General features: G+C 67.1%; 13 protein-coding genes. 5 read left to right on the top strand and 8 right to left on the bottom strand.

Going from position 1 to position 12393, the window contains the following annotated elements; genetic code table 11:
- Positions 1–57 precede the first annotated feature (57 nt).
- Positions 58–552 (top strand): DUF2059 domain-containing protein, encoded by a 495-nt coding sequence (locus tag J0J10_RS25825; protein ID WP_291650355.1) that lies wholly within the window; start codon positions 58–60, stop codon positions 550–552.
- 93 nt (positions 553–645) lie between these two features.
- Here the strand turns inward: J0J10_RS25825 and J0J10_RS25820 are convergent, their stop codons facing one another.
- The 3 genes from J0J10_RS25820 to J0J10_RS25810 form a co-directional block, all read right to left on the bottom strand.
- Complete coding sequence (locus tag J0J10_RS25820) at positions 646–2145, bottom strand: tripartite tricarboxylate transporter permease (RefSeq protein WP_291650353.1); 1500 nt, start codon at positions 2143–2145, stop codon at positions 646–648.
- A gap of 12 nt (positions 2146–2157) precedes the next feature.
- Positions 2158–2622 (bottom strand): tripartite tricarboxylate transporter TctB family protein, encoded by a 465-nt coding sequence (locus J0J10_RS25815; RefSeq protein ID WP_291650351.1) that lies wholly within the window; start codon positions 2620–2622, stop codon positions 2158–2160.
- A gap of 69 nt (positions 2623–2691) precedes the next feature.
- Complete coding sequence (locus tag J0J10_RS25810; RefSeq protein ID WP_291650349.1) at positions 2692–3654, bottom strand: Bug family tripartite tricarboxylate transporter substrate binding protein; 963 nt, start codon at positions 3652–3654, stop codon at positions 2692–2694.
- Between the two features lie 173 nt (positions 3655–3827).
- Between J0J10_RS25810 and J0J10_RS25805 the strand changes: the two genes are divergently transcribed.
- The gene (locus J0J10_RS25805) at positions 3828–5081 is read left to right on the top strand and encodes an O-antigen ligase family protein (protein WP_291650347.1); all 1254 of its coding nucleotides are present in this window, start codon (positions 3828–3830) and stop codon (positions 5079–5081) included.
- Positions 5078–6451: a glutathione-disulfide reductase gene (gor, locus tag J0J10_RS25800; RefSeq protein WP_291650346.1), complete on the top strand. Its 1374-nt coding sequence runs from the start codon at positions 5078–5080 to the stop codon at positions 6449–6451. The genes J0J10_RS25805 and gor overlap by 4 nt, the downstream gene beginning before the upstream one ends.
- A gap of 91 nt (positions 6452–6542) precedes the next feature.
- Here the strand turns inward: gor and J0J10_RS25795 are convergent, their stop codons facing one another.
- Entirely contained in the window at positions 6543–6758 is a 216-nt protein-coding gene (locus J0J10_RS25795) for a hypothetical protein (protein ID WP_291650345.1), read from the bottom strand.
- A 97-nt stretch (positions 6759–6855) separates the two neighbouring features.
- Here J0J10_RS25795 and J0J10_RS25790 point away from each other — a divergent pair, with 97 nt between their 5' ends.
- A complete protein-coding gene (locus J0J10_RS25790; protein ID WP_291650344.1) occupies positions 6856–7746 on the top strand; it encodes a LysR family transcriptional regulator in 891 nt (296 codons plus the stop codon).
- 27 nt (positions 7747–7773) lie between these two features.
- Here the strand turns inward: J0J10_RS25790 and J0J10_RS25785 are convergent, their stop codons facing one another.
- Positions 7774–8163 (bottom strand): RidA family protein, encoded by a 390-nt coding sequence (locus J0J10_RS25785; RefSeq protein ID WP_291650343.1) that lies wholly within the window; start codon positions 8161–8163, stop codon positions 7774–7776.
- Between the two features lie 262 nt (positions 8164–8425).
- Between J0J10_RS25785 and J0J10_RS25780 the strand changes: the two genes are divergently transcribed.
- A complete protein-coding gene (locus J0J10_RS25780) occupies positions 8426–9811 on the top strand; it encodes a class II 3-deoxy-7-phosphoheptulonate synthase (protein ID WP_291650341.1) in 1386 nt (461 codons plus the stop codon).
- An 83-nt stretch (positions 9812–9894) separates the two neighbouring features.
- Here J0J10_RS25780 and J0J10_RS25775 read toward each other — a convergent pair whose 3' ends face one another.
- From J0J10_RS25775 to J0J10_RS25765, 3 genes are all read right to left on the bottom strand, one after another.
- The gene (locus tag J0J10_RS25775) at positions 9895–10761 is read right to left on the bottom strand and encodes an outer membrane protein (protein ID WP_291642750.1); all 867 of its coding nucleotides are present in this window, start codon (positions 10759–10761) and stop codon (positions 9895–9897) included.
- Positions 10762–10937: 176 nt separating this feature from the next.
- A complete protein-coding gene (locus tag J0J10_RS25770; protein ID WP_291650340.1) occupies positions 10938–11963 on the bottom strand; it encodes a site-specific integrase in 1026 nt (341 codons plus the stop codon).
- Positions 11950–12225, bottom strand: a complete 276-nt coding sequence (locus J0J10_RS25765; protein ID WP_291650338.1) for a hypothetical protein — start codon at positions 12223–12225, stop codon at positions 11950–11952. The genes J0J10_RS25770 and J0J10_RS25765 overlap by 14 nt, the downstream gene beginning before the upstream one ends.
- Positions 12226–12393 lie beyond the last annotated feature (168 nt).

Raw genomic sequence — 12393 nt, 5'->3', positions numbered from 1 at the left:
TGCACCGCCGCATGCGGCGCGTCTGATCGCGCGCGCTTCGACAAAGGGGAAACCTGCATGATCCGTCACAGCCTTGCCGGCGCGATCCTTTCGCTGGCGCTGTTTGTCGCGCCTGCCTCGGCGCAGCAGGGGCCGAGCCCCGAGCATCTCAAGGCAGCTCGCGAGGTCGTCGTCTCGTCGGGGCTCGCCCAGTCCTTCGATTCGATCTACACTGAGTTCGTCGCCGGCGTCCGCCAGAGCGTCGGCACGACCCGCCCCGAGCTGAAGAAGGACATCGAAGACGTCCTTGCCAGCCTCAAGGACGATGCCGAAGCCAAGCGCGGCGAGATCGTCGACACCTCGGCGCGCGCTTTCGCCGGCAAGATGACCGAGGCCGATCTCAAGGAGGTCGCGGCCTTCTTCAACTCGCCGGTCGGCCAGCGCTACAACTCGTTCCGGCCCGAGGTCATCGACGAGATCTATACCCTGCTGCAGCCCTGGAGCGTGGCGACCAGCAACCTGCTCTATGACCGCTTCTATGCCGAGATGCGCAAGCGCGGCCACCAGCTCTGAGCGAACCAGCATCGTTGCAGAAACAAAACCGCCGGTGGCAGCACCGGCGGTTTTTTGTTGGTTTCGCAAGTGCCGGCGACAGGGCCGGGGTGCCTAATCCTCCGCCGCCTTGAACCGGTTCAGCCCCTTCATCACGAAGGGAGCGACGAGCGCGATGAAGGCGATGCCGAGCAATGTCGCCGAGCCCGGATTTTCGAGCAGGATCATCGGGTCGCCGAGGCTGATCTGCAAGGCGCGTCGCAATTGCGCTTCCGCCATCGGCCCGAGGATCAGGCCGACCACCATTGGTGCCACCGGATAGTCGTAGCGGCGCATCAGATAGCCGAGATAGCCGAAGAGGAAGAGCATGCCGAGCTCGACCGGAGAGGGATTGACCGCGAGCGTGCCCATGGTCGCGAAGACCAGGATGCCGGCATAGAGCCAGGGCTGCGGCACCGCCAGCAGCCGGACCCAGAGCCCGATCAGCGGCAGGTTCAGGATCACCAGCATGACGTTGGCGACGAAGAGCGAGGCGATCAGGCCCCAGACCAGGTCCGGCTTCTCGGCGAAGAGCAAAGGCCCGGGGTTGAGCCCATATTGCTGGAAGCCGGCCAACATGATCGCGGCGGTCGCCGAGGTCGGCAGGCCGAGCGTCAGCAGCGGCACCAGCGTGCCGGCGGCTGAGGCGTTGTTGGCGGCCTCAGGCCCGGCGACGCCCTCGATCGCGCCCTTGCCGAACTCCTCGGGATATTTGCAGAGCTTCTTCTCCGTCGAATAGGACAGGAAGGTCGGCACCTCCGCGCCGCCGGCCGGCAGCGCCCCGATCGGGAAGCCGTAGGCGGTGCCGCGCAGCCAGGGCGCCCAGGAGCGCTTCCAGTCCTGCTTCGTCATCCAGAGCGAGCCCTTGATCGGGATGATCTCCTCAGGCTCGCGCCAGCGCTTCGAGGCGACGTAGAAGGCCTCGCCGACCGCGAACAGGCCGACAGCGAGCGTCGTCACCTCGATGCCGTTGAGCAGTTCCGGAACACCGAAGGTCAGGCGCGCCTGTCCGGTCAGCTTGTCGATGCCGACGAGCCCGAGCAGCATGCCGAGGAACAGGCTGGTCAGGCCGCGCAACGGCGAGTCGCCGAAGGTCGCCGAGACCGTGACGAAGGCGACGATCATCAGCGCGAAATAATCCCAGGGCCCGAACTTGATCGCGAGCTCGACCAGCCAGGGCGCGAGGAAGGCAAGGCCGATCGTGGCGATCAGCCCGGCGACGAAGGAGCCGATGGCGGCGGTGGCGAGCGCCGGCCCGCCGCGCCCGGCCTTGGCCATCTTCGAGCCTTCGAGCGCTGTCGCCAGCGAAGCGCTCTCGCCGGGTGCGTTGAGCAGGATCGCGGTCGTCGAGCCGCCATACATGCCGCCGTAATAGATGCCGGCGAACATGATCAGCGAGCCGGCCGGATCGAGCTTGAAGGTCACCGGCAGCAGCAGGGCGACCGTCAGCGCCGGCCCGATGCCGGGCAGCACGCCGACGGCGGTGCCGAGGAACACGCCGATCAGGCAGAACAGCAGCTTGGAGGGCTCGAAGGCGACGGAGAAGCCGTTGGCGAGGGAGAGCAGGGTGTCCATCGGATGCGCCTTTCAGCCCAGCAGCCGTTCGAGCGGCCCGGCCGGCAGCGACAGGGTCAGGAGCTTGAGGAAGAGCAGATAGATCGCGCTGCCGAGCACGAGGCCGATCGCGATGTCGGCCGGCAACGCGTCGCGGCCGAAGCCGCGTGCCGTGCAGGAAAACAGGATCGCGGTGGCGATGATGAAGCCGCCGCCCAACGCGATGCAGGCGATCAGCCCGGCGAGCCCGCCGCCGATCCAGAGCAGCGCCCGCACATCGGCCACCTCCGGCTTCGGCAGCCCTTCCTTGAAGGCCACGACGAGATGCGCGAGGCCGAGCACGACGAGACCGGCGCAGACGACATAGGGCATCGCGGTCGGGCCGACGCCATAATTTGAGGTGATCGTCTGGCGCGAGGCGTCGAAGGCGACGATCGCCGCCGCGGCCAGCAGGAGCAGCCCGACGACGAGGGCAGGGCGGTCGATTGTGCGGGACATGGGCTTGCCGTCGAGCGGGAGCAGGAAAGGGCGGGCGGCGCTGCCGCCCGCCGGTCGAACAGAATCGGCTTACTTCACCATGCCGACATCACGCATCACCTTCTCTACGCGCACGGTCTCGGCCTTCAGGAAGGCGTCGAACTCGGCGCTGGCGAGATAGGCGTCGTCCCAGCCGCGGGCCTTGAGAATCTCGGCCCATTCCTTCGACTTCGCCATCTTGTCGATGGCGCCGGACAGCGTCGCCTTCTGCGCGTCGGTCAGGCCGGGAGGCGCCACGACCGAACGCCAGTTCAGCAGCTCGAGATTGACGCCGCCTTCCTTCAGGGTGGGCGCGTCGGGGGCATTGTCGAGGCGCTTGCTCGCGCTGACGCCGATCACGCGCAGCTTGCCGGCCTTGATCTGGCCTTCGAACTCGCCATAGCCGGAGATGCCGGCCGTGACCCGGCCGCCGAGCATGGCGGCCAGCGCCTCACCGCCGCCCGAGAACGGGATGTAGTTGATCTTCTTGGGATCGCCGCCGGCGGCCTCGGCGAAGAGCGCGGCGAGGATGTGGTCGGCGCCGCCGGCCGAACCGCCGGCCCAGGTCACCTTGGCCGGGTCGGCCTTGACGCGCTCGGCGAGATCCTTGGCGGTCTTGATCGGCGAGTCGGCGGGAACGACGATGACCAGCGCCTCGGCGGTCAGCCGCGCGATCGGCGTGGCCTGGGTCAGGTTGACCGGCGATTTGTTGAGCAGGATCGCACCGACCATGACGAAGCCGTTGACCATCAGCTGGTGGCCGTCGCCCTTGGCGCCGATCAGCTGGGCGAGGCCGATCGTGCCGCCGGCGCCGGTGACATTGGTCACCTGGACGCTCTTGGCGATGCCGGACGCGGTCAGGGCCTGCTGCATCGAGCGGGCCGTGCCGTCCCAGCCGCCGCCGGGCGCTGCGGGAGCCATGATCTTAAGTTCGAGCTGGGCGAAGGCGGCCGTGGTCAGGCCGGCGAGCGCGACCGCCGTGACGGCGCCGCGCTTCAGTATGGCTGTCAGCATGTTCTACCTCCCGCGCGCGGCCGTTCCGCGCAAAATGTTGTAGGCGCCTGCCTGTGACATCGCGTCGCCCGGTCGGTCAATTGCGCCTGATTGATCAATCCCAAGTCAAGGTCTTTCACGACGTCGCCGGACGCCCCTGTTGCGCGCCGGCGCGATGGCGTAAGAGCACGCCGATGTCTCGATCTGCTTCTCCCGTGGCGACGGGCACCCCCCTTGCCGGAGCCGCCGCCGCGGTCGGCCATGGTCTGCTCGCCGCCCTTCCTCTCGCCATGTGGGCCGCGACGCGCTCCGCGCCGCTGTTTCTCGGCTTGGCGGCGCTTGCTTTTCTTGTGGCGGGGCTGACGCGAGGCGGCGTCGGTGGGCTGTGGCGTGGCGTTGCGCCGTTGCTGCGCGCGCCGATCGGGGTTCTGGTGCTGGGCTTCGCGCTCTGGGCCCTGGTCAGCACGGGCTGGAGCCATCGCCCGGCGGCCGGCCTGCGGATGTGGGGCGAATTCGTGCTGCCGCTGCTCGCGGGGCTGACGATCGTGGCGAGCGGCGCCTTCACTCCCTCCCGGCGCTTCATGCGCGTGCTCGCGGTCACGGTGATCCTGGCGTCCTGCCTGCTCTATTACGAATTCGCCACCGAGTTTGCGCTGCGCAAATGGCTCGCCCTCGACCGGCGCCAGGAGAGCTTCTACTTCAACCGCGCCGCGCTCACCTGCCTCGTCCTGGCGGTTCCGGTGATCGACCGCCTCTGGCGCGAAGGGGCAAGGCGCGACCGCGTCCTGGCCTGCCTGCTCGGCCTCGTCGTCGCGACCCTGGTCTTCGCTTCCGACAGCGAGGCGGCCAAGCTCGGCCTCGTCGTGATGGTCGTGGCCGGGATCGTCTTTGCCGCAGCGCCGCGGCTGATGCTCGCCGCGACGGCGGCCGCTTTCCTGGCCACCATGGCGCTCGCCCCGGCGATCGGGCCGACACTGGAGGCGCAGCTGCCGGCCTCCCTGCGCAGCCATCTCCAGCCTTCGCACGAGGTCCGCATCGACATCTGGGAGACCTTCGGCGAGGCGGCGATGCTGCGGCCGTTGCGCGGCTACGGCTTCAACGCCGCCGCGACATTGGACCAGGATCCGGTCGCGCAGACCATTTCGCCTCCGCGCCGGGCGATGCTGGCGATCGGCCATCCCCATAGCGCCCCGTTGCAGGCCTGGGTCGATACCGGCCTCGTCGGAGCCGCCTTGCTCTTGGTGGCCGGCTTGCTGCTGCTCGCTCGCTTGAGACGGCTGCCGCCGCCGCGGTCGGCGATGCCTGCCGCCTTCTTCGCCGGCTGCTTCGCGATCGTCGTGGTCGCGCATGGCGCCTGGCAGGGCTGGTGGATCGCCGTCCTGACCCTTGCGGCGCTGCTGTTCGCCGCTGCTCCCATAGACATGCGAAATCTCGAGGACAGGACATGAGCGCGTTCGACGTCGACCTCTTCGTCATCGGTGCCGGCTCGGGGGGGACCCGCGCCGCCCGCATCGCCGCCGGCCACGGCGCCAGCGTGGCGATCGCCGAGGAGGACCGTATCGGCGGCACTTGCGTGATCCGCGGCTGCGTGCCGAAGAAGCTCTTCGTCTATGCCAGCCGCTTCGCCGACGAGTTCGAGGATGCCGCCGGCTTCGGCTGGAAGCTCGGCAAGCCGGAATTCGACTGGCCGACCCTGCGCGATGCCGTCGCCAACGAGGTCGGCCGGCTCTCCGGACTCTATCGCAAGGGGCTGGAAGCGGCGCTGGTCCAGATCCACGAGGAGCGTGCCGTCATCGAGGACGCGCACACCGTAAGGCTGCAGCGCAGCGGCAAGCCCGTCCGGGCCCGCCATATCCTCGTCGCCACCGGCGGTTACCCGGCCTTCGACCCGCCGATCCCGGGCGGCGAATACGGGATCTCCTCCAATGAGATCTTCCATCTGCCGGAATTGCCCCGCCGCCTTCTGGTCGTCGGCGGCGGCTATATCGCGCTCGAATTCGCCAGCCTTTTCGCGCGGCTCGGCGTCGCCGTCACCGTGCTGCATCGTGGCGACAACGTGCTGCGCGGCTTCGACGAGGATATCCGCACCCGCCTGCGCGAAGCGCTCGCCCATGCCGGCATCACCTTCAGGCTCGGCTGCACCATCGACCGCATCGAGTTGCTGGCCGATGGCACGCGCCGCGCCCATTTCACCGGTGGCGAGCCGATCGATGCCGATGTCGTTCTGGTCGCCACCGGCCGCCGGCCCAACACGACGGGACTCGGGCTCGAGGCGGCGGGCGTGAAGCTCGGGCCGATCGGGCAGGTCCTGGTCGACGAGGGCTCGGCGTCGAGCGTGCCCTCGATCCATGCGGTCGGCGACGTCACCAACCGGATCAACCTGACCCCGGTCGCGATCCGCGAGGGCCACGCCTTTGCCGACACGACCTTCGGCGGCAAGCCCTGGACGACCGACCACAGCATCGTCGCCTCGGCGGTCTTCACCACGCCGGAGATCGGCACCGTCGGACTCACCGAGCAGCAGGCAGTCGCTGCCGGCCATGAACTGCGCGTCTTTGAGGCCGGTTTCCGGCCGATGAAGGCGACGATTTCGGGCCGTCAGGAACGCATCTACATGAAGCTCGTGGTCGATGCGAAGACCGACAGGATGCTGGGCGTCCACATCCTCGGCCATGATGCGGGGGAGATCATCCAGGCCGTCGCCATCGCCGTGACCATGGGCGCGACCAAGGCCGATTTCGACCGCACCATCGCTCTGCATCCGAGCGCCGCGGAGGAACTCGTCACCATGCGCACGGCCCGCAAGAGCGCGCTCTGAGGGCGCGCGAAACCGTCCAAAAGCCCGCTCGTTCACGACGCGCGCTTTGCTTGCGCCTCGCGATGAGCGCTTCGGCGGTTCGCGCGTGGCCTCACGGCTCGCGGTCCGAGCGCCTGCTGTCATAAAGCAGGCTTGCGTCGTTCAGGCCGATGTCGCGGCTCATGTGAGCGCTCAGCCCTTCCGGGTCGAGGCGTGCGTCCAGCGTGACCCTGTTTCCCTGTGTTCGCCTCAGGAAACGGGGCCAATGCAGCTTCAGGGGCGGCATAAGGCTGACATATCCGTTTTTTCTGCTAGTTTCGGCCGTCATCGTTCGGCTCCCGGGAAAGTCGATCTTTCGCTAGGGAATGCCGATCGAGGGCGCCGCGGACAAACCGGATTTCATGTCTGACGCATAAGGACAGCTGATGTCTGATCTGGCGATCGGCCTGCCGCCGCTCAGTGCCGTGCGGGCCTTCGAGGCGGCGGTGCGGCATGGCAGCTTCACCCTGGCTGCAGCCGAGCTCGGCATGACGCAGGCTGCGGTGAGCTATCAGATCAAGCTCCTGGAGGAGCGGCTCGGCGCGCCGCTGTTCCGGCGCCGGCCGCGCGGCGTCGTCCTCACCGAGACTGGGGAAAGGCTGGGCGTTTCGGTGACCGATGCGTTCGACGGCCTGCGCGGCGCCTTCGCTGCCGTCACCGAGACGGCCGAAGGCGTGCTTTCGGTACAGGCGCTGCCGACGATCGCCGCGAACTGGCTGGCTCCACGGCTCGGCCTGTTCCAGTGCGCCAATCCCAGTCTCGCCATCCGGCTGGTTCCTCAAGTGAGCCAGCGCCAACCGGAGGTCGACGATTGTGACGTCGTCATCCGGCGCGGCAGCGGGCAATGGCCGGGGCTGGAGGCGCACTGGCTGATGACCAATGAATACACCCCGCTCTGCGGCCCGGGGCTGTTCCGGCATCTCGGTGGCGCGGCGCAGCCATTGGATCTGCTGGCGGTGCCGCGTTTCGGCTGCCCGAAATCCTGGGCCAGCTGGTTCGCCGCGGCGGGGGCCTCGGCGGACCAGGCTGGTGAAGCGCGGATCGATCTCGTCGTGCAGCAGTTCGAGGTCACGGCTGCGCTGGCCGGGAACGGCGCGGTGATGGCGCAGCCGGCCTTCTTTCGGCGGGAGCTGAACCAGGGCGTGCTGGTCCAGCCTTTCGACGTGATGCTGCGCGACGGACAGGACTACTGGCTGACCTATCCGACCAGGCGCCGCAACGCCCGCAAGATCCGCCTGTTTCGCGACTGGCTGCTCAAGGAAGCGCGCGACGGCTGAGCCTACGCGGCGCGCCGGGCCTCGCGCTCAGCCTGCCTTGCCGAGATAGGCGGTGGCGTCGATCTCGACGAGGCAGTCGGGCGAGCCCAGCCCGTTGACGATGCAGGAGACCCGGTGCGGTGGCTCCTCGGCGAAATTCGCGAAATAGACCTCGTTCATCGGCTCCCAATAGGCGCGGTCGGTGACATAGACGGTGCACTTGACCACGTCTTTCAGGCTCGCGCCGGCCTCTTCGAGCAGGGCCCTGATGTTGTCGATGCATTGCTGGGTCTGGCGCCTTGCATCGCCGATGGCGTATTTCCCCTGCAGATCCGCGCCGACGCAGCAGACGAACATGAAGTCGCCGGCGATCGTGGCCTGGGCGAAGGGCAGCCGGCTCTTGTAGACGCGGTCCGAGGAAACGCTGCGCTTGGGCATGGGCGGATCGTCCTTGTCTGGCCCGGCACCGCCGCAGGCGGTCCCCGGGCGGGTTGAGCTCATGGCCCGCAGGTCCGACCGCGATCGTGGCCGAAGGCGTGAGGCGCTTGCCGGCACGCGGTTTTTCGCCGGTCGGGCGCTGAAGTTCTGGCTTGCTCGTTGCCGTAGCGGTGGTCAGCGGCGGTCTTGGGGTGTATAGGCCGGCCTTCGCGCTTCAAAAGAGGTTAACGCAGGCGCGATTTGTGAAATCAGGAGCACTATGATGTCCGAGCGGTGGACGCCCGAGAGCTGGAGGGCAAAGCCCGTCCAGCAGATGCCGGAATATCCGGACCAGGCAGCCTTGAAGGCGGTTGAGCAGCAGCTCGCCGGCTTTCCGCCGCTCGTTTTTGCAGGCGAGGCGCGCAAGCTCAAACGGGCGTTGAGCAAGGTCGCGGCCGGCGAGGCCTTCCTTCTCCAGGGCGGTGACTGCGCCGAGAGCTTCGCCGAGCATTCGGCCGACAACATCCGCGATTTCTTCCGGCTCTTCCTGCAGATGGCGGTGGTGCTGACCTTCGCCGGCGGTTCGCCGGTGGTGAAGGTCGGGCGCATCGCCGGCCAGTTCGCCAAGCCGCGCTCGGCCCCGACCGAGACGATCGGCGGCGTCGAGCTGCCGAGCTACAAGGGCGACATCATCAACGAGAACGAGTTCACGGCCGAGGCCCGGATTCCGGATCCGCGCCGTCAGCTCGAGGCCTATCGCCAGTCGGCGGCGACGCTGAACCTGATCCGTGCCTTCGCGTCCGGCGGCTACGCCAATCTCGATAACGCGCATCGCTGGATGCTCGGCTTCGTCAAGGACAGCCCCCAGTCGGGCCGCTATGACGAGGTCGCGCAGCGCATCACCGAGGCGCTCGACTTCATGCGCGCCATCGGCATCGACCCGGAAACGCATCCCGAGATGCGCTCGACCGAGTTCTACACAAGCCATGAGGCGCTGCTGCTCGGTTATGAGCAGGCGATGACCCGCACCGACTCGACCACCGGCGAATGGTACGACACCTCCGGCCATATGCTCTGGATCGGCGACCGCACGCGCCAGCTCGACCATGCCCATGTAGAGTTCTTCCGCGGCATCCGCAATCCGATCGGCCTGAAATGCGGGCCGTCGCTGAAGCCGGACGAGCTGCTCAAGCTGATCGACGCGCTCGATCCGCAGAACCAGCCCGGCCGCCTGACGCTGATCGCCCGCTTCGGCGCCGACAAGGTCTTCGACCATCTGCCGGCCCTGGTGCGCGCCACCAAGCGGGAAGGGCGCAATGTCGTCTGGTCCTGCGATCCGATGCACGGCAACACCGTCAAGGCGGCGAGCGGCTACAAGACCCGGCCCTTCGACCTGATCCTCTCCGAGGTGAAGAACTTCTTCGCCGTCCATCAGGCCGAGGGCACCTATGCCGGCGGCCTGCATCTGGAGATGACCGGCAAGAACGTCACCGAATGCACGGGCGGTGCCCGCGGCATGACCGACGCCGATCTGAACGATCGCTATCACACCTTCTGCGATCCGCGCCTCAACGCGGAGCAGGCGCTGGAGATGGCCTTCCTCGTCGCCGAACTGGTCAAGCGCGAGCGTTCCGGACGGGCCCGTCCCGAGGTCGAGGCGGCCGAATAGGCCGCCATCGGCCTGCGGGGTACGCGCAAAAGCAAGAGGGCCGCAGCTGAGCTGCGGCCCTTTTTTGCGATCCGTAGGTTGCGTCAGAATTTCAGGGCGGCCGCGATGCGTCCGGTGTTGACCGTCGTACTCGTGCCCTCGACCTCGCCGAAGCCGATATACTGGTATTCGGCGCGCAGGAGGAGATTGTCGGTCACGGCCCAGTCGACGCCGGCGCCGAACGCCATGCCGAAGCCCCAGATGTTCTTGCGGGCGACGCCGACGCGCAGCGGATAGCCTGCCGCCATGCGTGATGTCTCGGTCGCGGTGTTGGCGTTGGTGACGATCGCGGCCGTCGCATCGATCGTCGAATAGGCGTCGAAGCGGCCGAAGGCGGCACCGATGGTGGCGAAGGGCATGATCCGCCCATAGGCGTAGCCCATGCGCAGGCGTGCCGTGGCATAGTCGTGCAGCCGCGCCCCGAGCTTGGTGTCCATCGACCAGTCGAGTGTCTGGCCGCCGGCGGTGGTGCGGCGCGCGATGAAGTCGCGGAAGCCATAGCCCTGGTCGGCGCGCGTATAATCCGCCTCGAGTCCGAGCACGACATCGCCGAACAGGTAATTATAGCCGAGGAAGCCGCCGAAATTGGTGCCGCTGTCGCGCCGCGCTCCCTGGTCGACGACGAACTGGCCCATATCGACGGCCTGGCCGAGCGCCGTGTTGCGGAAAGCGGAGCGGGCGAGGTCCGGCAGACCGGGCCCCGGTTCGAATTCGGTTTCGCTCTGGCCGGCGAAGCCGCCGAAATAGAAGCCCGACCAGTCGAAAGCGCCGGCACCGAAGGAGGGCGCCTCGATCGGCTGTTCGATCTGCGAGCCCCTGAGATAGTCGGCGCCCTGCGCCGCCTGCGGCAGCGTGAGCGCACAGGCCATCGCGACGACCGGGGTGAGGGCGGCGATAGATGCAGCACGCATCGATGACTCTCCGAACAGCCGCCGACAGAGAGTGCGGCAGGCTCGGCGATGATTCATGCCCGATTAACCCTAATACCGGGTTAACGTCCTCATCGCTGTCGGGCCTTATTCTATCGGGGTTTTCGTGATCTGGTTTGCAGATCGATTAGAGAAAGTTTGCAGCCGGTGTTCCTTCTCTAGTCCATTCCGGAGCGCGCTTTGCGTGCCAGCGCCTCCTGATCGATGTGCCTGGTGTAGCGCTCGACCATCTGGATCGACATGCCGAACAGGGCCGCGATCTCCTGGTGCGTCCTGCCAGCGAGGCGGGCGTCGCAGCAGGCGAGGGCGCGCAGACCGTGCGGGCTGACGTCAGCTCCTCGGATGCTGTCGGGAGCACTGTCAGCGAGCCAGGTCCGGAGGCGGTAGCGGATCGACGCCTCATTGTGACGCTTGCCGTCAGGCTTCGTCAGGTAGGGCGTCATCTCGCCAACGTTCCAGCCGTCGATCTCTTTGAGGTGCGCCGCGGAGAGCGGCAGGAAGTGCTTCTTGCCGCGGAGCTTGCTAATCTTGATGTCGAGACCGTCGCCTCGGCGCATGGCAGGCCAGAATTTGACCAGATCTCCAACGCGTTGGCCGGTGGCGCGGCCGAGATAGGCGAGCCGTGCCAGATCAGATGGCCCGTGCTTGACGACGGCGATCCACACAGCTTCCGGCCACGGCTCGGTGGTCTCGACCTGTGTCTCGACTTGCGGAACATCTCGCGCCGGGTTGCGCGTCATATGCCCATCACCTACCGCCCAAGTGCACATGGCGCGGAGCACGCGCACGAGCAGGTTGGCTGAGACAGGCGCGGTCGCGGCCAGAGCATCCCGCGCTGCTGAGATTGCCGCCGGCGTCAGGTCCTCGGCAATCTGGCCGCCCCAAGCCTTTTTGATCAGGCCGAGATAGTAGTCATAGACGTTCTGCGTCTTCGGGCTGAAGCTCGCCCATTTCGACGACGCCTTGTAGAGCTCGATGATTGCCGTGAAGGTCCCCTTCTTCGGCGCCACGCTCTTGCCGTTCAATTCCTCGCAGAACGACCAGAACTGAGCCTCGCGAGGCTCGTAAGGGATGCGAGTGAGCGGGCCGCGAAGGGCCTTATCGAGATGCCGGCCAGCCTGATGGTAAAAGTACACCTTTCCGGTCGGCTTCTTGATGCGGAACACCCCTTCAGGCAGCGGCACGATTGCGGCCCTTCGCTTTTTTCCCGAAGACATCGGCAATGTTTTCCATGAACGGGTCAGAGTGCGCGGGTTCAGCGCTGAAGTGCGCAAGCTTCGCCTCGAGCGAAGGCCAATGCCACCGCATGATCTGTCCGCGGTCAATCTGAGGCTGCGACAAGAACCCTGAACGCACCCACACGTCGAAGGTCTCGACGCTGATCATCAGCAACTCTGCTGCGGTCTTGCGGTCGACGAAGACGGGCTGGACCGGCGTACGCGTCATGCCTCACCTCCCGCCCATATCGGCTTCCATGGCGTCGGAGATCTTGCGCGAGGTCGCGACCCAAAGCGCGGCGCGGACCATCAGCATCATGACGAGCGCGGCGATGAAGCCGGCGGTGAAGCCCTGCCAGGTCATGAGAGCATCCCCAGCCATTGGCTGCCGAGCGCC

Source organism: Allobosea sp., from assembly GCF_017308075.1.
In the GTDB taxonomy this organism is placed as follows: Bacteria; Pseudomonadota; Alphaproteobacteria; order Rhizobiales; family Beijerinckiaceae; genus Allobosea.
This window is presented reverse-complemented; position numbering and strand designations above follow the sequence as displayed.

Bases quoted from the DNA above. Each gene is read 5' to 3' on its own strand.
- J0J10_RS25815 (WP_291650351.1), bottom strand. From the start codon at position 2,622: ATGTCCCGCACAATCGACCGCCCTGCCCTCGTCGTCGGGCTGCTCCTG.
- gor (WP_291650346.1), top strand. From the start codon at position 5,078: ATGAGCGCGTTCGACGTCGACCTCTTCGTCATCGGTGCCGGCTCGGGG.
- J0J10_RS25785 (WP_291650343.1), bottom strand. From the start codon at position 8,163: ATGCCCAAGCGCAGCGTTTCCTCGGACCGCGTCTACAAGAGCCGGCTG.
- J0J10_RS25805 (WP_291650347.1), top strand. From the start codon at position 3,828: ATGTCTCGATCTGCTTCTCCCGTGGCGACGGGCACCCCCCTTGCCGGA.
- J0J10_RS25810 (WP_291650349.1), bottom strand. From the start codon at position 3,654: ATGCTGACAGCCATACTGAAGCGCGGCGCCGTCACGGCGGTCGCGCTC.
- J0J10_RS25820 (WP_291650353.1), bottom strand. From the start codon at position 2,145: ATGGACACCCTGCTCTCCCTCGCCAACGGCTTCTCCGTCGCCTTCGAG.
- J0J10_RS25780 (WP_291650341.1), top strand. From the start codon at position 8,426: ATGTCCGAGCGGTGGACGCCCGAGAGCTGGAGGGCAAAGCCCGTCCAG.
- J0J10_RS25825 (WP_291650355.1), top strand. From the start codon at position 58: ATGATCCGTCACAGCCTTGCCGGCGCGATCCTTTCGCTGGCGCTGTTT.
- J0J10_RS25790 (WP_291650344.1), top strand. From the start codon at position 6,856: ATGTCTGATCTGGCGATCGGCCTGCCGCCGCTCAGTGCCGTGCGGGCC.
- J0J10_RS25765 (WP_291650338.1), bottom strand. From the start codon at position 12,225: ATGACGCGTACGCCGGTCCAGCCCGTCTTCGTCGACCGCAAGACCGCA.
- J0J10_RS25775 (WP_291642750.1), bottom strand. From the start codon at position 10,761: ATGCGTGCTGCATCTATCGCCGCCCTCACCCCGGTCGTCGCGATGGCC.
- J0J10_RS25795 (WP_291650345.1), bottom strand. From the start codon at position 6,758: ATGACGGCCGAAACTAGCAGAAAAAACGGATATGTCAGCCTTATGCCG.